The sequence below is a fragment of the Actinoplanes sp. HUAS TT8 genome (genome assembly GCF_051380535.1).
GTDB lineage: Bacteria > Actinomycetota > Actinomycetes > Mycobacteriales > Micromonosporaceae > Actinoplanes.
Genome location: NZ_CP195646.1, coordinates 3030018 through 3049672, shown reverse-complemented (window position 1 = coordinate 3049672; position 19655 = coordinate 3030018). Strand labels below are relative to the sequence as shown.

Annotated in this window: 20 protein-coding genes; 7 read left to right on the top strand and 13 right to left on the bottom strand. The window is 71.6% G+C overall.

The genetic code is table 11. The features are described 5' to 3' along the window. Nucleotides 1-11 precede the first annotated feature (11 nt). The 5 genes from ACSHV8_RS13490 to ACSHV8_RS13470 all read right to left on the bottom strand — a co-directional run bounded on the left by ACSHV8_RS13490 (nt 12) and on the right by ACSHV8_RS13470 (nt 3842). The gene (locus ACSHV8_RS13490) at nt 12-1748 is read right to left on the bottom strand and encodes a sensor histidine kinase (RefSeq protein WP_436532869.1); all 1737 of its coding nucleotides are present in this window, start codon (nt 1746-1748) and stop codon (nt 12-14) included. Between the two features lie 105 nt (nt 1749-1853). Continuing rightward, entirely contained in the window at nt 1854-2312 is a 459-nt protein-coding gene (locus ACSHV8_RS13485; RefSeq protein ID WP_436532867.1) for a sigma factor, read from the bottom strand. Beyond that, on the bottom strand, nt 2299-2634 hold the full coding sequence (locus tag ACSHV8_RS13480) for a YciI family protein (RefSeq protein ID WP_436532865.1): 336 nt from the start codon (nt 2632-2634) through the stop codon (nt 2299-2301). The genes ACSHV8_RS13485 and ACSHV8_RS13480 overlap by 14 nt, the downstream gene beginning before the upstream one ends. Beyond that, a complete protein-coding gene (locus ACSHV8_RS13475) occupies nt 2621-2911 on the bottom strand; it encodes a DUF998 domain-containing protein (RefSeq protein WP_436532863.1) in 291 nt (96 codons plus the stop codon). Before ACSHV8_RS13475 ends, ACSHV8_RS13480 begins: the two co-directional genes overlap by 14 nt. Before the next feature lie 130 nt (nt 2912-3041). Next, the gene (locus ACSHV8_RS13470; protein WP_436532861.1) at nt 3042-3842 is read right to left on the bottom strand and encodes an SDR family oxidoreductase; all 801 of its coding nucleotides are present in this window, start codon (nt 3840-3842) and stop codon (nt 3042-3044) included. Nucleotides 3843-3994: 152 nt separating this feature from the next. Here ACSHV8_RS13470 and ACSHV8_RS13465 point away from each other — a divergent pair, with 152 nt between their 5' ends. After that, a complete protein-coding gene (locus ACSHV8_RS13465; RefSeq protein WP_436532859.1) occupies nt 3995-4897 on the top strand; it encodes a helix-turn-helix transcriptional regulator in 903 nt (300 codons plus the stop codon). Here the strand turns inward: ACSHV8_RS13465 and ACSHV8_RS13460 are convergent. Continuing rightward, complete coding sequence (locus tag ACSHV8_RS13460) at nt 4839-6047, bottom strand: MFS transporter (RefSeq protein WP_436532857.1); 1209 nt, start codon at nt 6045-6047, stop codon at nt 4839-4841. The two genes, ACSHV8_RS13465 and ACSHV8_RS13460, sit on opposite strands and share 59 nt — an antisense overlap. Before the next feature lie 81 nt (nt 6048-6128). Then, nucleotides 6129-8630, bottom strand: coding sequence for an ATP-dependent Clp protease ATP-binding subunit (locus ACSHV8_RS13455; protein ID WP_436532855.1), 2502 nt, complete (start codon nt 8628-8630; stop codon nt 6129-6131). Between the two features lie 208 nt (nt 8631-8838). Here ACSHV8_RS13455 and ACSHV8_RS13450 point away from each other — a divergent pair, with 208 nt between their 5' ends. Further along, complete coding sequence (locus ACSHV8_RS13450) at nt 8839-9708, top strand: hypothetical protein (RefSeq protein WP_436532853.1); 870 nt, start codon at nt 8839-8841, stop codon at nt 9706-9708. An 81-nt stretch (nt 9709-9789) separates the two neighbouring features. On the opposite strand, the gene fliQ is transcribed toward ACSHV8_RS13450, so the two are convergent. Continuing rightward, nucleotides 9790-10059: a flagellar biosynthesis protein FliQ gene (fliQ, locus tag ACSHV8_RS13445; RefSeq protein ID WP_436532852.1), complete on the bottom strand. Its 270-nt coding sequence runs from the start codon at nt 10057-10059 to the stop codon at nt 9790-9792. Nucleotides 10060-10213: 154 nt separating this feature from the next. Here fliQ and ACSHV8_RS13440 point away from each other — a divergent pair, with 154 nt between their 5' ends. Together ACSHV8_RS13440 and ACSHV8_RS13435 are read left to right on the top strand one after the other, a co-directional pair. After that, complete coding sequence (locus tag ACSHV8_RS13440; protein ID WP_436532850.1) at nt 10214-10633, top strand: nitroreductase family deazaflavin-dependent oxidoreductase; 420 nt, start codon at nt 10214-10216, stop codon at nt 10631-10633. 33 nt (nt 10634-10666) lie between these two features. After that, nucleotides 10667-11605 carry a TIGR03557 family F420-dependent LLM class oxidoreductase gene (locus ACSHV8_RS13435; protein WP_436532848.1) on the top strand — a complete coding sequence of 313 codons (939 nt, stop codon included), beginning with the start codon at nt 10667-10669 and terminating at the stop codon, nt 11603-11605. Here the strand turns inward: ACSHV8_RS13435 and ACSHV8_RS13430 are convergent. After that, nucleotides 11589-12788: a cytochrome P450 gene (locus ACSHV8_RS13430; RefSeq protein ID WP_436532846.1), complete on the bottom strand. Its 1200-nt coding sequence runs from the start codon at nt 12786-12788 to the stop codon at nt 11589-11591. The genes ACSHV8_RS13435 and ACSHV8_RS13430 overlap by 17 nt on opposite strands. Nucleotides 12789-12901: 113 nt before the next feature. On the opposite strand from ACSHV8_RS13430, the gene ACSHV8_RS13425 reads away from it, so the two are divergent. Then, the gene (locus tag ACSHV8_RS13425) at nt 12902-14068 is read left to right on the top strand and encodes an FIST signal transduction protein (protein WP_436532844.1); all 1167 of its coding nucleotides are present in this window, start codon (nt 12902-12904) and stop codon (nt 14066-14068) included. 4 nt (nt 14069-14072) lie between these two features. Next, on the top strand, nt 14073-15491 hold the full coding sequence (locus tag ACSHV8_RS13420; RefSeq protein ID WP_436532842.1) for a diguanylate cyclase domain-containing protein: 1419 nt from the start codon (nt 14073-14075) through the stop codon (nt 15489-15491). Nucleotides 15492-15496: 5 nt separating this feature from the next. On the opposite strand, the gene ACSHV8_RS13415 is transcribed toward ACSHV8_RS13420, so the two are convergent. Then, nucleotides 15497-15835: a hypothetical protein gene (locus ACSHV8_RS13415; protein WP_436532841.1), complete on the bottom strand. Its 339-nt coding sequence runs from the start codon at nt 15833-15835 to the stop codon at nt 15497-15499. A gap of 82 nt (nt 15836-15917) precedes the next feature. Then, nucleotides 15918-16733: an NADP-dependent oxidoreductase gene (locus tag ACSHV8_RS13410; RefSeq protein WP_436536761.1), complete on the bottom strand. Its 816-nt coding sequence runs from the start codon at nt 16731-16733 to the stop codon at nt 15918-15920. 84 nt (nt 16734-16817) lie between these two features. Between ACSHV8_RS13410 and ACSHV8_RS13405 the strand changes: the two genes are divergently transcribed. Then, nucleotides 16818-17717 (top strand): AraC family transcriptional regulator, encoded by a 900-nt coding sequence (locus ACSHV8_RS13405; RefSeq protein WP_436532839.1) that lies wholly within the window; start codon nt 16818-16820, stop codon nt 17715-17717. On the opposite strand, the gene ACSHV8_RS13400 is transcribed toward ACSHV8_RS13405, so the two are convergent. Both ACSHV8_RS13400 and ACSHV8_RS13395 read right to left on the bottom strand, forming a co-directional pair. Further along, on the bottom strand, nt 17699-18838 hold the full coding sequence (locus tag ACSHV8_RS13400; RefSeq protein WP_436532837.1) for an SMI1/KNR4 family protein: 1140 nt from the start codon (nt 18836-18838) through the stop codon (nt 17699-17701). The two genes, ACSHV8_RS13405 and ACSHV8_RS13400, sit on opposite strands and share 19 nt — an antisense overlap. 37 nt (nt 18839-18875) lie before the next feature. Continuing rightward, nucleotides 18876-19625: a class I SAM-dependent methyltransferase gene (locus tag ACSHV8_RS13395; protein ID WP_436532835.1), complete on the bottom strand. Its 750-nt coding sequence runs from the start codon at nt 19623-19625 to the stop codon at nt 18876-18878. Nucleotides 19626-19655 lie beyond the last annotated feature (30 nt).

The window sequence follows — 19655 nt, the reverse complement described above, 5'->3', positions numbered from 1 at the left end:
TGCCGCCCCGATCAGTCCGGAACCACGGTCGGCAACGTGAACCAGAAACGGCTGCCGCCGCCCGGGTTGGACTCGACGCCGACCGCGCCGCCGTGGCGCTGCACGATCCGCTGCACGATGGCCAGGCCGAGCCCGGTCCCCGGGTACCGTTCGCTGCCCTCGGCCCGGGTGAACGCGTTGAACACCTCCCCGTGCTGCTCGGGCGGGATGCCGATGCCCCGGTCGGCCACCTCGACCCGGCAGATCCCCGGCTCCGGGCTGACCGCCTCGACCGTGACCTGCGCTTTCTGCCCCAACGGGGTGTACTTGATCGCGTTGCCGATGAGGTTGTCCAGGACTTGCCGGATCAGCGTCGGGTCGCCGGGCACCGTCGGCAGTGCCACGTGCTCGATCGTCGCGTTGGCCCCGTTCTCGTCCAGGCGTTCGGTGACGATCTCGCCGACCAGCTGGTCCAGGTCGATCTCGGTGATCCGCAGGGTCGCGTTGTCGGCCGTCGCGTAGTCCAGAAGGTCGTCGATGAGTCGCTGCATCAGGGCGGCGCTGCCGCGCACCCGGGTCAGGTAGCTCTGCTGTTTCTCGCTGAGTCCGCCCTGGTCGGCGACGTAGATCAGCTCGGAGTAGCCGATCACGTTCGACAGCGGGTTGCGCAGGTCGTGCGCGATCACCCCGGCGAAGCCGACCAGTTCCTCCTCCCGGATCCGTAGTTGCTGTTCGACGGTCTCCCGGCGTTCGATGTCGTGGCGCAGCGCCGCGGTGGCCCGGTCGACGTGCCGCAATGCGCGGTCGCGGGAGGTCACGACGGTGGCGGTCAGGCTGGTCAGCAGTAGGGTCAGCACTCCCCCGATGATCAGCGCGCCGCGGGCCAGCCACGCCTGGGAGGCCGGTACCAGTTCCACGGTCGGCCGGAAGACGAGCATCCAGTGCGGGTTGTCGGCGGGCAGGCCGACCCGGGCGACGCGCAGGCCGGGGTCGGTGCGGGCCGGCGACGACCAGGAGACCAGGGTGATCGGCGGGTCGGCGGACACGTCGACGAACTTGACGGCCACCTGGTCCTCGCCGAGCATGCCGGCGCCCGGTCCGAGGAAGTCGCGTCCGCGGAAGGTCATGGTGACCCAGCCGTCGAACTTCCCGGACCGGTCGAGCACCGAGGTCGCCACGGTGAACGTCGGATCGCCGCCGTCCGGTGGCCGGTAGCTGGGGCTGGCCTCGACCAGGCCCCCGGGGAGCACTTTACGCAAGGTCCGCGCCACTTCCGGTGTCGCCGCGAGGTCGCCGCCGACTTCGGGCGGGCTTCCGTCGAGGGTACGGGTGAGCACCGTGAAGTAGTGCTGGTCCGTCCCGGCGGCCGGGGTCAGGGTGAGGCCGGTGCCGCCGCGCCGGCGCCATTCGGTCTGCACGTCGCCGACCCGCACATCGGTGGCCGCCACGACGTAGCCCACGGCGATCGCGCCGGGCAGCCGGAAGCTGTTGATCGGCGCGGTGATCGCCGCGAACGAGGTGGCGTCCAGTTCCGGCTGGGCGCCCATCGAGGCGGACAGGTCGGCCAGGGTCACCCCGTATTGTCCCAGTTCGGCCATCACCACCTTGGTGATCAGGTCCTGCTTCTGCGCGTAGGCGGCCCGGCTCCAGCGCTGCGCCGACTCGTGCAGCGCGACCGCGGACAGGGCGGTCCCCAGCACTCCGAGCACCAGGACGAGGGCGACGATCACCCCCGACCGCCACCGTCGTACGTAGCCCGGGGCCCGCATGCGTCCGACGTTACGGCCCCGGACCGCCGGTGACCCTTCTATCGGTCAGTACCGCTCGGTTCCCGAGGGGACAGGGCTTCGGCGCGGGCGGTGAACAGCGTGCGCTCACTGTGGTTGCGGGTGAGCCCGGCCGCCCGGCCGGTTGAGCAGCGCGAGCAGTTCGCCGCGGGCGGCCGGGTGGGCGGCTGTGAAGATCAGCCGTAGCAGGTCGTCGCCGAAGTGGTCGTCGAGCGCGTCGACGACCTCGTCCTGCCCGTCGCTCTCGCGCCGTTCGGCGTCCCGGCCGAGCAGCGCGAGCTTCTCGGCGTAGCGGGAACGCCGGCGCAGCAGGCCGATGGCCCGGTGTTTGGCGGTGGCCCGCAGCCACTGCCCCGGTTCGGCCGGCACGCCGTCGCGCGGCCACTGTTCGAGGGCGATGACCAGGGTGTCCTGGGCCAGTTCCTCGGCCAGCCCGATGTCGTGGACCAGTCGCGCGAGCCCGGCGACCAGCCGGGCGTACTCGATCCGCCACACGGCTTCGAGGACGCGCCCGACCGCTGTCACGTCCTCGTCACCGGTGGTCACCCGGGTCTCCTCCCCCACGATGGTCAGGCCGGGGCCGGGAGTCCTCGGGGCCGAACAGTTTCAGCACCTCGACCTCACCCTCCCACTCCGGCCACAGGTCGCGGTGCACCCGCAGGAACCGGGAGGCCCACTCCACCGCCTCCTCCTTCGAACCCACCTCGTAGATCGCGTAGCTGATGACCTCCTTCGACTCGGCGAACGGGCCGTCGACGGTGGCCAGCTCGCCCGCGGCCAGGTTCAGCCGGGCGCCGCTCGCGCTCGGCGCCGGCCCGGCGGTGTCGAGCAGGGCGCCCGCCTTGGTCGCTTCCTCACCGAGCGCCATGATCGCCGCCATCAGCTCGGGCGGCGGCGGGGTGGCCGGGTGCCGGCCGCGCGCCCGGCACCCGGTGCAATCCGGCCGCCCCGGCCACGACCAGGAGCCCGCCGGCGAACAGGGTCAGGCTGTGGATCCAGCCGTACGGCCCGTTCGCCAGCATGCTCCACGCGTGCCGGGTCGGGTCGAATCCGTCCCGGACCGTGACCTCGACCAGCGAGACCACGACGTAGAGCGGGCCTGCCACCACGCCCGCGGACAGCAGCGCGTTCGACCACCGCTTCAAGAGAACCCCCTGTGCTCCCGGGCCGCCTTCCGGCCCTTCACCCTCTCTCTCGAACGGGAGCCGCCCGTTTCGACACGACGGCGGGATTTTTTCTCCGGCGGTGCTCACGCCGTACGCGCCCATCGTCTTTTCAGATTTTGATCTCCCATGTGTCCAGCTCGGCGAGGCGGGACTGCAGGGAGGCGCGGATCGCGGCGATCGCGTCGGCGCCGATCGCGAGGCGCAGCGGCGGCTCCGCGGTGTCGACGATCGTGAGGATGGCATCGGCGACGCGGCCGGCGTCGCCGAACGCGGACGGCGGCAGCTGGGAGAAGTCGCGCAGGAACTTGCCGACGGTCGGGTCGTAGGTCTCGTCGGGCAGCACGGCGTGCGCGGTGCCGGCGAACTCGGTGGCGAACACGCCCGGCTCGATCAGCGTGACCCGCACCCCGGTCGGGGCGAGTTCCTCGGCCAGGGCCTCGGTGAGCAGCTCGACGGCACCTTTGGAGGCCGAGTAGACGCCCGAGGACGCCCAGGCCAGCTGCCCGTTCATCGACGACAGTTGCACGATGCGGCCCTTCGACGCGCGCAGGGCGGGCAGTGCGGCGCGCAGCACGGCGAGGTTGCCGAGCACGTTGGTGTCGAACAGGCGGCGGGCCTCGGCGTCGCTGATCTGCTCGACCGCGCCGAACAGCCCGTAGCCCGCGTTGTTGACCAGCACGTCGAGCCCGCCGGCGGAGGCGATCGCGGCGCTGATCACCGACTGGGTGCGCGGCGTGGTGATGTCCAGCGGGATCGTCGTGACCCGGCCCGGCGCCGTCGCGGCGAGCCGGTCGAGCAGATCGGCGCGGCGGCCGACGGCCAGGACGTGGGCGCCCCGGGCCAGGGCCCGGTCGGCCACGAGACGCCCGAATCCGGAGGTCGCGCCGGTGATCAGCCAGATTTCTGACATGGGAGAAGCTCCTTTGGGGTACGGCCTTGACGCCTCAATCAGGCCACGTTCCGCAGCCCGATGGTGGGCGCTGATCGGCCCGCTCGAACCTAGGACGCGCAGGGCCACCCGGGGCCGTCCGCCGAGCCCGCGACGCACGGCACGATGGGGTCATGGCGCACAACGAAGAGCTCGGAGCGTTCTTACGTACGAGGCGGGCCGCGCTCAGCCCGGAAGCCGCGGGTCTGCCGTTGCCGTCGGGGCGGCGGGTGCCCGGGTTGCGCCGTGAGGAGCTGGCGTCGCTGGCCGGGGTGAGCGTCGACTACTACACCCGGCTGGAGCAGGGCCGGCCGATCGTCCCGTCCGAGGCGGTGCTCGACGCGATCGCCTCGGCGCTGCGGTTGAACGCGGCCGAACGCGACTACCTGCACACGGTGGCCCGGCAGTCGCCGCCGCCGCGCCGGCGCGGATCGTCGCGGGCGCAGGCCGTGCGGCCGGGTCTGCTGACCTTGATCGAGCAGCTGGGTGACACGCCGGCGTTCGTGCTGGGCCGGCGCACCGACATGCTGGCCACCAACCGGATGGCCCGGCTGCTGTTCGCCGACTTCCCGGCGATGCCGGCCCGGGAACGCAATGCGACCCGCTGGCTGATCCTCGACGAGGGTGCGCGGTCGCTGTTCGCCGACGACTGGGAGCGGGTCGCGGCCGACATGGTCGGGACGTTGCGGATGGACGCGGCCCGGCATCCGGACGATCCGAGGACGGTCGCGCTGGTCGGCGAGCTGTCCATGCGCAGCCAGGAGTTCCGGCGGTGGTGGGCCGAGCAGAAGGTGGTGGAGTTCAGTTTCGGGGTCAAGACGCTGCACCATCCGCTGGTGGGTGCGGTGCGGCTGGAGACCGAGGCGCTGACGCTGCCGGGTGACCCGGATCAGATGCTGATGGTGTACCTGGCCAGGGCGGCGTCGCCGGCCCGGCACGCCCTGGACCTGCTGGCCACCTGGTCCGAGCCGGCCGCCCTCAGCCCGCCGGGCGCGCCTGCTCCGGGACCGGCGGGGACGGCTGCAGGCGGGCGTTGAGCGGGACGGTGAGCACGGCCGCGAGCGCCACCAGGGCCAGCACGACGATCATGGCGCCGCGCAGGGTGTAGTGGTCGCCGAGGAAACCGAGGGCGGGCGGGCCGACCAGGAACGCCACGTAGCCGGCGGTGGCCACCAGCGCGACGCGGGCGGTCGGGTTCGGACCGGAATCGCCGGCGGCCGACAGGGCGACCGGGAAGCCGAGCGCGGCGCCGGCGCCCCAGAGCAGCACGGCCAGGCCGGCCACGATCGCGTTGTCGGCCACCACGACCAGGGCCAGGCCGATCCCGCCGACCACGGCGCTGGCCCCGAGCATCACCGGCCGGCTGAAGCGGGCCAGGAACCAGCCGCCGACGAACCGGGCGGTGGCCATCGCGATGTTGAAGCCCAGGTAGACGCCGGAGCTGAGCGCCGGGGCGAGCCCGTGCCCGTCCACCATGATCAGCGGCAGCCAGTCGTTGGCCGAGCCCTCGGCCAGCGCCAGCGCCAGCACGATGGCGCCGATGAGCAGCAGCCGGGAGTCGCGCCAGAGCCGCGGTGCCGGGCCGTCGGTGCTCTTGGTGGCGGTCGAGCGGCCCACCCCGTACGGGAGGGTGCGCACCGACCAGAACGCCATCGGCACCGAGACCACGCTGACGACGATCAGGTGCCAGAGCACCGGCAGGCCGACGACGGTGAGCAGGGTTCCGGCGGCGGCGCCGATCACCGTGCCCAGGCTGTAGAAGCCGTGCAGCGTCGGCAGGACGACCCGGCCGGTGATCTTCTCGACGTCGGCGCCCTCGACGTTCATGGCGACCTCGCCGCCGCCGACGCCGAAGCCGCACAGGAACAGGCCGATCGCGACCAGCACGCTCTGGTGCAGGTGGGCGCCGAGGCCCACGACCGCCATGCTGACCAGTACGGCGCAGATCCCGGCGGTGATCACGGGGCGGGCGCCGAACCGCAGGACCAGCGCCCCGGAGCCGAGCACGCCGAGCATCGAGCCGACCGAGAGGCCGAACAGCACCAGGCCCATCTCGGTGGTCGAGGCCCCGAGCAGGTCGCGCACGTCGGGGGTGCGGGTCACCCAGGACGACAGCAGCAGTCCGGGGATGAGGAACAGCAGGAACAGGGCGGTGCGCCGGGCGGCGACACCGGTACTACCGCTCACGGGCGATCCTCAGCAGCCAGGGGGACGAGATGTGTACGACCGTACACCGGAATGTACGGTCGTACACATCGCCGGTCCTGACTACTCGATGCCGGCCGGAACGGTGTCCGGAACGTCCGGCTCACGGTCGGCGCTGCGGAACACCAGCTTCGACTTGTCGATGTTCTCCGGGTCGCCGTCGCAGTCCACGAGCACCAGCTGGCCGGGGCGCAGCTCGTTGAACAGGATCTGCTCGGACAGGGTGTCCTCCAGCTCGCGCTGGATGGTGCGGCGCAACGGCCGGGCACCCAGGACCGGGTCGAAGCCCTTCTTCGCCAGGTACTTCTTGGCGTTGTCGGTCAGCTCCAGACCCATGTCCTTGTTCTTCAGCTGGCCCTCGATGCGGGCCGTGAAGATGTCCACGATCTCCAGGATCTCTTCCTGGCGCAGCTGGTGGAAGACGATCGTGTCGTCGATACGGTTCAGGAACTCGGGCCGGAAGTGCTGCTTGAGCTCGTCGTTGACCTTGATCTTCATCCGGTCGTAGTTCGACTCGGTGTCCTCCGAGGCCTGGAAGCCCAGCGACACCGCCTTGGCCACGTCCCGGGTGCCCAGGTTGGTGGTCAGGATGATGACCGTGTTCTTGAAGTCCACGATCCGACCCTGGCCGTCGGTCAGCCGACCGTCCTCCAGGATCTGCAGGAGCGTGTTGAACACGTCCGGGTGGGCCTTCTCGATCTCGTCGAACAGCACCACGCTGAACGGCTTGCGCCGCACCTTCTCGGTCAGCTGCCCGCCCTCGTCGTAACCGACGTAGCCGGGAGGGGCACCCACCAGGCGCGACACCGTGTACTTGTCGTGGAACTCGGACATGTCGAGCTGGATCAGGGCTTCCTCGCTGCCGAACAGGAACTCGGCCAGGGCCTTGGACAGCTCGGTCTTACCGACACCCGAAGGCCCGGCGAAGATGAACGAGCCGGAGGGCCGCTTCGGGTCCTTGAGGCCCGCCCGCGTACGCCGGATCGCCTTGGAGACCGCCTTGACCGCATCCTCCTGGCCGATGACGCGCCGGTGCAGCTCGTCCTCCATGCGCAGCAGCCGGGTCGTCTCCTCCTCGGTCAGCTTGTAGACCGGGATGCCAGTCCAGAGCCCGAGGACCTCGGCGATCTGCTCGTCGTCGATCTCGGAGACCACGTCCAGGTCGCCGGCCTTCCACTCCTTCTCCCGCTGGGCCCGCTGGTCGAGCAGCTTGCGCTCGTCGTCGCGCAGCTGGGCGGCCCGCTCGAAGTCCTGCGAGTCGATGACCGATTCCTTGTCGCGGCGTACCTGAGCGATCTTCTCGTCGAGATCGCGCAGGTCCGGCGGGGTGCTCATGCGGCGGATGCGCATCCGGGCGCCGGCCTCGTCGATCAGGTCGATCGCCTTGTCCGGCAGGAAACGGTCGGAGATGTAGCGGTCGGCCAGGGTGGCCGCCGCGACCAGGGCGGCGTCGGTGTAGGAGACGCGGTGGTGCGCCTCGTAGGCGTCGCGCAGGCCCTTGAGGATCTCGATCGAGTGGGCCAGGGACGGCTCACCGACCTGGATCGGCAGCAGCCGCCGTTCGAGGGCCTTGTCCTTCTCGACGAACTTGCGGTACTCGTCCAGGGTGGTGGCGCCGATCATCTGCAGCTCGCCTCGCGCCAGCATGGGCTTGAGGATCGAGGCCGCGTCGATCGCGCCCTCGGCCGCGCCGGCGCCGACCAGGGTGTGGATCTCGTCGATGAACAGGATGATGTCGCCGCGCGTGCGAATCTCCTTGAGCACCTTCTTCAGGCGCTCCTCGAAGTCACCGCGGTACCGCGAGCCGGCCACCATCGAACCCATGTCCATGGTGTAGAGCTGCTTGTCCTTGAGCGTCTCGGGCACGTCGCCCTTGACGATCGCCTGGGCCAGGCCCTCGACGGCCGCGGTCTTGCCGACGCCGGGCTCGCCGATCAGCACCGGATTGTTCTTCCGGCGCCGGGACAGGCCCTGCATGACCTGCTCGATCTCCTTCTCCCGGCCGATGACCGGGTCGAGCTTGCCCTCGCGGGCGTCCTGGGTCAGATTCCGGCCGAACTGGTCGAGCAGGGCCGAATTCGTCGTACCGGTCGTCTCGCCGGTCGGACCGGCGGCCGCCGGCGCCTCGGTGTGCCCGGCCACCAGCTGGATCACCTGCTGGCGGACCCGGCCCAGATCGGCGCCGAGCTTGACCAGGACCTGGGCGGCGACGCCCTCGCCCTCACGGATCAGCCCGAGCAGGATGTGCTCGGTACCGATGTAGTTGTGGCCGAGCTGCAACGCCTCCCGCAGGGAGAGCTCCAGCACCTTCTTCGCCCGCGGCGTGAACGGGATGTGCCCGCTCGGCGCCTGCTGACCCTGACCGATGATCTCCTCGACCTGCTGCCGGACACCCTCAAGCGAGACGCCGAGGCTCTCCAGAGCCTTCGCGGCGACACCCTCGCCCTCGTGGATCAGACCGAGCAGGACATGTTCCGTACCAATGTAGTTGTGGTTGAGCATCCGGGCCTCTTCCTGGGCCAGGACGACAACCCGGCGAGCCCGGTCGGTGAACCGCTCGAACACGACACACGTCCTCACGGCGAAGCCCCACGCACCCCGCCCAACAAAACGCACGCAGACGTGCGGAAACGGACAGGTGTCACATGCGCTGAGTCGGGGCCTCTTGGCGTTGACGCGCGGCCCGCGTGGGGAACCGCACAACGCTCGTGCAGGCGCGCTGCTCCACCACCTTACAACGGCGGCGGCATACGATATGCCCGGGAGGACGCCCATGACCGCTACGCGAAACCGACGACCCGTGCCCGACCGGGCCCGTAAACGGGCGATCCGGGCATTGGCCGCCGAGCTCGGCGTCGCCTACTCGGTCGCCGCCCGGCTGATGGCCGCGCAGACCCCGGGCGCACGCCCGCACCCGGACGCCCCGGCCGACGGTGACGAACATCGCGCCTGGATGTTCGACGCCCGGGCCGGCCGGCCCTTCCACGCCCGGGTCAACGACACCCGGCTCGCCGCCGACCTGCCGCTGGGCCGGGCCGAACACCTGGTCCGGCGCTTCCCGCCGCTGCGGGCGATCACCGCGGCCGGGCCGCTCTACGCGGGCGAGGGCCGGGAGACGATCATCGCGATGCTGTACGCGGTGCTCGCCCACGAGTCACCCACCCTGCAGCCGCACGCCGACGAGCTGACCTGGGCCGCCGAGCTGGGCGAGGAGGCGGCCGTGGACATCCCGTGCGCCGCGCTCGACCGGGCGGCCCGCCGGCTGCTCGATCAGGGGCGCTGGCAGCTGTGGGCCCGGGTGGAGGCCGCCCTGACCGCCGGAGAGGCCGACCCCGACCGCCGGGTGCGCGACGCGGCGATCGCCCTCGGGCGCGAGCTGCGCTCGACCAGCCTGCGCGGGTCGCTCGAAGGGGTGCGCCACATTCTGGACGCACTGCTGGCCGAGCCGTTCGGGGCGCCCGCGCCGGGCACCCGGGTGCGGGTCGACGGGCGCGAGGCCACGGTGATCGGCATGGAGTGGGGGCCGGTCGGGCCGCCGATGGGGTTCCGCGTGCGCCTGGGCGACGAGCCGGTGGCCCGGGTCGTGCCGGCCGGTGACGTCGACGCCGGAGCAACCGCCGAACCCGACCTGATTCCCGGATAAAGCTGGAAGTCTCCGGCAGATCGTGCACCGAAACGCCGAAAGGCCGCCCCCAGGGCGGCCTTTCCGACGTGCGGCACGGACTCAACGAAGCAGGTCAGGCACCCGCTCGAACAGCTGCACGGTGAACGTGATCATCTCGTGCAGCATCCAGTTGCCGGCGAACAGCAGCACCGCGCCGATGGCGATCGCCTTCGGCACGAACGACAGCGTCGCCTCCTGGATCTGGGTCACCGACTGGAACAGCGAGATCGCGAACCCGACCGCCAGCGCGGTCAGCAGGATGGGCGCGGACAGTTTGGCCGCGACCGTCATGGCCTGCAGCCCCAGCTCAACCACCATCGTGTCGGTCATGCCCTTCTGTTCGGGTGTTCCCGGGCCGGTTCGAGTGCAGTCCGGTCTCCGCCCGGTTGCCATTCGGTTAGCTCCCGAAAAACCCTCAAGTCGGCGAATGCACCGGTCGGTGGCAAACCGGGCAGGCCGATCATCGGCGTTGTAGGTTTGCGGCATGGTTTCTGCGATGGAATTGCATGGCGACCCGCACGTCGCGCGGTATCTGGAGACCGACGGCGAGGACGGCTTCCACTGGCGTAACGGGACGGAGATCCTGATCCTGTTCACCAAGGGACGCAAGTCCGGTGAGGAGCGGTCGCACGCGCTGATCTTCCGCGAGCACGAGGGCGCCTACCTGGTGGTGGCGTCCAAGGGCGGCGCCGCCGCACCGCCGGCCTGGTTCGTGAACCTGAGCGCCGATCCGAACGTCGAGGTCCAGATCAAGGGTGACCGGTTCCGGGCGGTGGCCCGGGTCGCGACCCCGGCCGAGAAGCCGGCGATGTGGGCCACCATGGTCGAGGCCTGGCCGGACTACGACGAGTACACCAAGAAGACCGACCGCGAGATCCCCGTGGTGGTCCTGGAGCGCGCCTGAATAGAAGGGCGCTCGTGGGGTAGGGCCCTCGGCATGCGATTCGGATACAAACTCATGGCCGAGGGCTTCGGCCCGAAGGAGCTGATCCGGCAGGCGGTGGCCGCCGAGCGGGCCGGGTTCGACTTCGTCGAGATCAGCGACCACTTCCACCCGTGGCTGGAGGAGCAGGGCCATTCGCCGTACGCGTGGAACGTGCTCAGTGCGATCGCCGCGCGCACCGAGCGGCTCGGTCTGGCCACGGGTGTGACCTGCCCGACCGTGCGCTACCACCCGGCGATCGTCGCGCAGGCGGCGGCCACGCTGGCGATCATCTCGGACGACCGGTTCACGCTCGGCATCGGTTCCGGCGAGCGGCTCAACGAGCACGTCACCGGGCAGGGCTGGCCGAGCGTGCGGGTGCGGCACGAGATGCTGGCCGAGGCCCTGGACATCATCAATCTGCTGTGGCAGGGCGGCTACCGCTCGTACGCGGGAAAATATCTTCAGCTGGACGACGCGCGCGTCTTCGACCTGCCGCAGACGCTGCCGGTGATCGCGGTGGCGGCCGGCGGGACCCAGGCCGCCGAGCTGGCCTCGACGCACGGCACCGGGCTGTTCGCGACCGAGCCGCGCAAGGATCTCGTCGACGCCTACACCGGGGGCGGCCCGAAGTACGCGGAGATCCCGATGGCGTGGGCGCCGACCGTGGAGGCGGCCGCGCAGGAGGCGCACCGGACGTCGCGCTGGTCACTGAGCGGGTGGAAGGTGATGGCCGAGCTGCCCAACCCGATCAACTTCGCGGCCTCGGCCGAGACGGTACGGGTCGAGGACGTACGGGAAAAGTTCGTCTGCGGCCCGGACCCGCAGCCCTACCTGGACGCGATGAAAACCTACGCCGAGGCCGGTTTTGATCACCTGGTCCTGCAGAACGCGGGTCCGGACCCGGACGGTTTCCTGGACTTCTTCGCGAGCGAGCTCAGGCCGAAGTGGTGATCGGCAGCGACGAGTAGCCGCGCAGGGTGAGCCGGTCCCGGCGGACCGGCTCGCCGGCCAGGGCCAGGCCCGGCCACCGGTCGAGCAGCAGCGGGAACGCCACCTGTGCCTCGAGGCGGGCCAGCGGCGCACCCAGGCAGTAGTGGGCGCCACCGCCGAACGACACCGGCTGGATGTTGGGCCGGTCCGGGTCGAAGCGGTGCGGGTCCGGGTATCGCGCCGGGTCCCGGTTGGCCGCGCCGAGCAGCATGGTCAGCATCGCGCCGGCGCCGACCGGGACCCCGTCCAGGTCGAGCGGCTCGGTGGTGAACCGGGACGTCAGCTGCACCGGCGAGTCGTAGCGCAGGATCTCCTCGACGAAGGCCGGCGCGAGCGACGGGTCCGACCGCAGGCGATCGGCCTGCGCCGGGTGGTCGAGCAGGACGGTCAGGCCGGTGCCGAGCAGGTTGGTGGTCGTCTCGAAGCCGGCGACGAGCAGCAGCACCAGGTTGGCCAGCAGTTCCTCCCCGGTGAGCACGGCGTCGTCGTCGGTCGAGGCGGCGACCAGCGCGCTGGTCAGGTCCTCGCGCGGGGTGTGGGCGCGGTCGGCGATCAGGCCGGTGAAATACGCCTCCAGCTCGCGGCCGGCCTTGTCGGCGCGGCCCATCTCCTCCTCGGTGCTGATCGGTTCGAGGACCACGGTCAGGTCGGCGGCGCGCTGGCGGAACCAGCGGCGCTCGCCCTCCGGGATGCCCAGCAGGGCGCAGATCACGCCGATCGGCAGCGGGTAGGCGAACGCGGTCATGAAGTCGGCCTGCGCCGGCATCTCGTCGATCAGCTCACCGACCTGGGCGGTGATGACCTCGCGCATGGCGGCGACCCGGCGAGCGGTGAACGTGGACGCGGCGGCCCGGCGCACCCGCGAATGGTCCGGCGGGTTGGTCTGCAGCATCGACAGCACCACCGAGGCGACGCCGCGGTTCTCCCGCCAGGTCGGCCAGAACCGGTCGTAGTCGTCCTTGTCGGCGACCCGCAGCCCCGGGTCGCGCAGCAGACGGCTGACCACAGCGTGGCTGCTGACGAAGTACTGATTCTCCATGGCCGCCAGGACCGGGGAGTGTGCGCGGATCACGTCGTAGGCCGGGTATGGATCGAGGCGTCCCTCGGGCTGGAAAAGTGAGCCGAGCGCGGTTTCGTAATCCATCCGGCCATCATGCCCCGCGGTATCAAGAGTCGCTAAAGCTCAGTTCCGCGAACGTCCGACCGATTGCTGGACCCGGACGGCCCACCGCGTGCCGTCGGCAGGAGGGGGCGATCGTGGAGCGTTGGTTCGGGGTGGGACGCAGTCTTCTGGCCGACCCGGCCGAGGCCGGGGCGCAGGCGTGCCGGGAAGCGCTCGGCGGGCGCCGGGCGAGCATGGTGATCGTGTTCGCGGCGTTGTCGCACTCGACGCCGGCGATGGCGGCCGCGGTGCACGCGGCGGCCGGCGGGGACGTTCTCATGATCGGCTGTTCGACCTCCGGCGAGTTCACCGAGGACGGTCGCGGCTCCGGCGTGGTGGTCAACGCGCTCGGCGGGGACGGGTTCAGCGTGTCGGGGCGGGCCGTGCCGTACAACAGCATGGATCTTTATGCCGCGGGCGAGACCGTGGCGTCCGCCCTGGACGACGTCGGCTCCCCGCACCGGGTGCTGCTGATGCTCGGCGACGGGCGCAGCGGCGACCAGCAGGAGGTCGTGCGCGGGGCCTATTCGGTGGCGGGCGCGCAGGTGCCGCTGATCGGCGGGTGCGCCGGCGACGACGTGACCCAGACCGGGACGTACGCGTTCTTCAGCGACGGCCGTGAGGTCCGGGTGCTCAAGAACGCGGTGCTCGGGGCCGCGCTCGGCTCCGAGACGCCGTTCGGGATCGGGATGGCGCACGGCTGGCACCGCACGGGCGAGCCGATGGTGGTCACCCGCAGCGAGGGTGGCAAGATCTTCGAGCTCGACGGGGAACCGGCGCTCGACGTCTACCTGCGCCGCACCGGCGGATCACCGGAGCTGGCCGGCGACGCGACGGCGTTTTTGACGTTCGCGACCGTGCGGCCGCTCGGGCTGGCCCGGCGCACCGGCGAGGACGTACGCATCATCTTCGAATGCGACCCCGAGGGGCGGTCGATCTCGAGTCTGGCCGAGACGCCCGAGGGCGCGATGGTCTGGTTCATGCAGCAGGACGTCGATGCCGTCGTCGGTGCCGCGGCGTCGGCCGCCGGGGCCGCCACCGAGGCGCTGGAGGGCGCGGCACCGCTGGGGGTCCTGGTCTTCGACTGCTGCGTACGGCCGATCGCGCTCGGCCAGGACAACGCCGATCTGGCCGCCGAGCGGCTGCGCGACGCCCTCAAGCCCGTTCCGTTCGGCGGTTTCTACTCCAACGGCGAGATCGTCCTGACCCGGGGAGCCAAGGGCATGCATCATCTGACCGTGGCCGCCCTCGCAGTGAGCTGAGCCGATGACCGCGTGGTCGATGCTGCGGCTCAGCGAATACTTCAGCGCCATCACCCGGGCCGGCGACGAGCCGAGCGCCGCCCGGATCGCCGTGCAGCGCGCCACCGAGGCCACCGACGCCGAACTGGGCGCGGTGATCTTCGGCGGTGAGCTGGCCGCGTCCGTCGGGCTGGGCCGCTCCCCCGACCCGGACGTGTTCACCCGCGTCCGCTCGGGTGAGGAGACCGTGTCGTTCCCCGGGTTCGGCCCGGCTTTCGTCACCGTGCACGTGCTGGCCGGCGAGTTCGACGAACGCCTGGTCGTGGCCCGGGCGGGCGAGCCGTTCGCGCCCGAGGAACGCCAGATGCTGCAGGGCATGGCCAAGGTGCTCGGCCTGGCCCTGCGCGGGCTGCGCACGATCGCCGCCGAGCAGCAGCTGCGCCTGGAACGCGAGCGCGAGGCCGAGGCCCGGCTGGTGCTCCTGGAGGCTCTCGAACGCCGGGAACGGCTGCTGGAGACGCTGCTGCGTGTGCAGCGGGCGGCCAGCCAGGGCACGCCGCTGGGCGAGCTGCTCGACTCGATCACGCTCGGCGCCCGGACCCTGCTCGACGACGGGGTCGCGGCGCTGGTGCTCAACGACGTCGGCGACGCGGGCAAGCTGACCGTGGCCTCGGCCTCGGGCGGCACCGGATCCGGGCGGGCCGCCGTGCTGGACGCCGCCCGCCGGGCCATGGCGGCCGGCGAGCCGATCTCCGACGGCATGCTGGCCGCCGCACCGGTGTACATCGGTGACCGGCTCGCCGGCGGTTTCGTGATCTCCGGGCACGGCGGTGACGTGCGCGAATCCGAGCGCCGCGACGTCCTGGCGGCGTTCAGCGAGCAGGCCAGCCTGGCCCTGACCGGCGCGCACACCCAGGCCGCGGTCCACGAGGCCCACCACGACCCGCTGACCCGGCTGCCCAACCGCACCCTGTTCCTGCGGCGGGTCGAGCAGGTGCTCGCCGACAACGGCGGGGCCGCCCTGCTCTACCTCGACCTGGACCTGTTCAAGCAGGTCAACGACACGCTCGGGCACGCTGCGGGCGACGAACTGCTGCGCGGGGTCGCCGCGCGGCTGCGCGACGCGGTCCGCGACACCGACATGGCCGCCCGGTTCGGCGGCGACGAGTTCGCGGTGCTGCTGGAGCCGATCTCCGGGCGCACCCAGGCGTGGGAGATCGCGCACCGGGTCATCGACGCGATCGGTGAGCCGTTCGAGATCGCCGGCCGCTCGGTGGCCACCCAGGCCAGCGTCGGCATCGCCTACAGCGAACCCGGGCGGACCGCGGAGGGCCTGCTCGAAGAGGCCGACCTGGCGATGTATCGGGCCAAGAAGACCAAGCCGGGCACGTGCCGGGCATTCGAACCGCGCATGCGTACGGAGGTCCTGCGCCCCGCCTGCTGAGCCGCCTACTGGTACCCGACATGGATCTTCAGCTGCCCGCCGACCGCGGTGGCGCCGACGTAGACCGACCCCGGATCGGTCAGCGTCGGCGCCTTCTCCTGCTCGTTGCCCAGGCCCATCTGCCGGGCCAGCTCCTCGGGGCTCTGCCCGGCCGGCGGCTGCACGGTGACCTCCCACCAGCAGCCGCCCGACCCGCACGACTTCTCCTGCGAGACCACTGTCGCCCCGGCCGGCACCTGCGGGATCCGCGACTGCGGGGGCATCGACCCCTCGTCGCCGAGGGCCACCAGATACACGAATTTCGCGCCCCACAGGCAGGCCAGCGCTGCGATCACCACGATCACAGCGACAACCACGTTTCGCGTACGTCGTGACGTAGCCCCCGAACCCATCGCGCCAGGCTAGCCACCGAGGTCAACCTCGCCGTCACGGCACGAGAACGGTCTTGCCGCGCAGCCGTCCGGCCTCGGCCGCCCGGTGCACATCGGCCAGCTCGGTCAGCGGGCGCACGCCGGCGATGTCGACCGTGACGGCACCCGCATCGATCAGCGCGACCAGCTCGGACAGCTGCCGGGTGTCGTTGCGGGCCACGAAGTGGATGCCGAACGGCACCGTGATCGAGACCACGACCGGGCCCAGCCCGAGCAGTTCGTCGATCGCGGGCGGCTCGACGTGGACCAGGTTGAGGACGGCGTCGAAGCCCTGCGGCAGCGGCTCGCGGGTGTGGTCGACGATCTCGTCGGCGCCCTGGGCACGGACCGTGGCGGCGCTGCGGGCCGAGGCGGTCGCGGTGACGTGCGCCCCGGCGTACTTGGCCAGCTGCACGGCGAAACCGCCGACGCCCCCGCCGGCGCCGTTGATCAGGAGGCGCATGCCGGGGCCGGCCTTGGCGTGCTCGAACACGGCCTGCCAGGCGGTCAGGCCGGCGATCGGGATGGCCGCGGCGTGCGCCAGGGGGATCGTGGCCGGGGCCGGGACCAGGTCCTGCGCGGGGGCGCTGACGTAGTCGGCGGACGCGGCGACGATCCGGCCGATGACGCGCTCGCCCTCGGCGGTGCCGGCGACGTCGCCGCCGAGCGTGAACGGCAGATCGGTCGGGAGCAGCCCACGGCGTACCCCCAGATCGGAGGGGTTGAAAGACGTGGCGGCCACCTTGACCAGGGCGTCACCCGGACCGGGCTCGGGCCGCGGGACGTCGTCGGCCTGAATGACGCCGGGATCGCCGTACCGATGAATTCGCATCGCTCGCACACCACGACGCTACGATCCCGGCGCGGGACGAACCATGTGTCAGAAGCCTGCTTTCCTGCGCTATCGTCCCGGACGATGGATGTGCTCAGCGACATGATCACGGTGATGCGCACCGGCGAGGCCCGCTCGGCCCGGGTCGAGTGGGCGGCACCGTGGGCGCAGGAGTTCGGGCCGGTGCCCGGCGCCGCCGGTTTCCAGGTGATCCTGCGCGGCCCGTGCTGGCTGACCCCGCCCGAGGGTGAGCCGGTCGAGCTGGCCGCCGGGGACGTGGTGTTCCGTCCCCACGGGCGCGGGCACACGCTCGGCGGCAGCCCGCTGAGCAGGGCGGACGGGCCGTCGTGCGATCCGCGTACGGTGGCCCGGTTCGCCAGCCGGACCGTGCCCGACCCGGCCGCCGTGGTCCTGTGCGGCGGCTACGAGCTCGACACCGATCGCACGCATCCGCTGCTCACCGGCCTGCCCGAGCTGATCCACCTGCCCGCGCACCTGGGCCGGCACCCGTCGCTGCGCTCGACCGTCGACCTGCTCGCCGGCGAACTGCTGAACCCGCGCCTGGGCACCGACGCGATCGTTGCCGCGCTGCTGGACACACTGCTGCTGCACATCCTGCGCGCCTGGCTCGACCAGGTTCCGGCCGGCGGGTGGGCGCTCGCCCTCAACGACGCGCCGATCGCCGCCGCGCTGCGGGCGATGCACCTTCGCCCCGAACGCCCGTGGACCGTCGCCTCGCTGGCCGGCGAGGCCGGGCTGTCCCGGACCCCGTTCGCGCGCCGCTTCACCGCACTGGCCGGCCAGCCGCCGTTGACGTATCTGACCTGGTGGCGCCTGACCTGCGCGGCCCGCCTGCTGAAGTCCTCCGACGCACCCCTGACCTCGATCGCCGCCGCGGTCGGCTACAGCTCCGAGTTCGCGTTCGCCGCCGCCTTCAAACGCCGCTTCGGCACTCCCCCGGGCCGCTACCGCCGGACCGGCTGATCCGCCCCGCGCGGCGTCCGGATGACGATCTGCGCGCGCTCCCGGGTGATCAGATGACACAGATCGGGATCGGTCAGCAGGATGACCGGGGCGATCCGGTGCGGGGAGTCCGAACTCCAGGCCGGCAGCGCCTGCACGATGACCTGCCACGCCTCGTCGGGGCGATCCGCGTGGACGAGCTCACGGGCCCGGTCGAGCGCCGCCTGGAACAGCGGCGCCTCGGGCAGGACCGGGGGCGCGAACCGGCCGCTGATCTCCGCCTCGGTCAGCACCCCGTTGAGCAGCCGCAGGTGCGACGGCATCCGGTCACGGCGCAGGAACAGCGGAACCGCCTCGGCCCGGACGAGTTCGGCGCCGACCGCGATGACCACGTGCGCGTGCGCCAGGACCTGGTTGCGGATCTCGTGGTGGACCAGGTCCGGCTTGAGGAACGCGCTGAGAACGGTGCCCAGGTAGGCGCCGGCGCCCGAGCCCTTGACCGCGGCCCGTTCGAACGCGTCGGCCGCGGCCTCGACCTCGCCGCGCAACGCCAGAGCGCGGCCCTCGGCGACCAGCTCCTCCGCGCCTTCCGGGTGGACCGGGTGCCCGTCGGCCCCGCGCAGCCGCTCGTAGGAGTCCCGCTCCCCGTCGACCAGCGCCTCGAAGGATTCCAGCCGGTCACCCAGGCCGGGATACCAGCTGGCCCAGACGTACGCGGCCCACTCGCCGTCGGCGTTCACGTCACCCGGATCGAGCAGCCAGTACTGCGCGTCACCGTCCCCGGAGATCAGCAGCGACCGCGCGACGATCCGGGTCTCCTCGTCGTGCTCGTCGTGGCACATGTCCGGCTCGACGTCGCGCAGCCAGCCGACCTCGCCGGTGGTGCGCATCGTGTACATGAACGAGCCGAGGTTGAGCCAGCCGTCGGACACCTGCAGAAACGCCCGGTAGCTGGGCGGCAGCGCGGTCCCGAGACGCTTCTGCAGGGCCGCGAGCTGCTCGGGGCGGGCCCCGCCGAAGCCGAGCCAGCGGTCGGCCCGCTGCTTCTCACTGACGTCGCGGAGCACCGCGGGTTCCGCGGTCCGCAGAACGTCAGCGCTGTAGTCAGCCAGATACACCCGCCACTGGTCCGCGTCCCTCACCCGAGCATCGTACGAATCTCCGCGAGCAGCTCGTGGGTCATGCCCGGATCGCGCGGGTGCAGCGGGTCACGTAGGGCAGCCGGATCTCGTCGTGGTCGGCCAGGTCCGGGTGCGAGTCGAGCAGTTCGGCCACGTTGCCGAGCAGTTCGGCGCGTTCCGCGTCGGGCAGGACGATCACGTAGCTGCGCGAGGCCACCATGTCGATCAGCGCGGCCCGGGTCATCGTGTGCACCCAGCCGAATTCGGCCCGGGTGACCTGCGTGAACGGTGCGCCCAAAGCCGGTGCCGTGTCCAGGGCCTGGCTGCTGTGGTGTTCCAGCAGTTCGCCGAGCTCGGCGACCCACGGTTCCTTCTCGTCGCGGATGTTCCAGACCAGGCCGAACGTGCCGCCCGGGCGCACCACGCGGGCGATCTCGGGGATGGCGACGGCCGGGTCGACCCAGTGCCAGGCCTGGGCCATCACGGCGGCGTCGGCCGAGCCGTCCGGAAGCGGGATCTTCTCGGCCGTGCCGGCGTGCACGGCCGCTGCCGGCACCACCTCGGCCAGCTGGGCGCGCATGCCGTCCGACGGTTCGACGGCGATGACGTCGAACCCGGACGCGACCAGCAGTTCGGTGAACTTGCCGGTGCCCGCACCGAGGTCCAGGACCGTCTTGGCGGAGGCCGGGATCAGCCAGTCGACCGCCGCCTGCGGGTACGTGGGGCGGCCCCGCCGGTATGCCTGGGCGGCCGCCCCGAACGACGCCGCGTGCTGCCGGCGCTGCTGGTCACTTTCGGATGAACTCACGGGGGCAACATATGTCATGCTGCCCCCGCC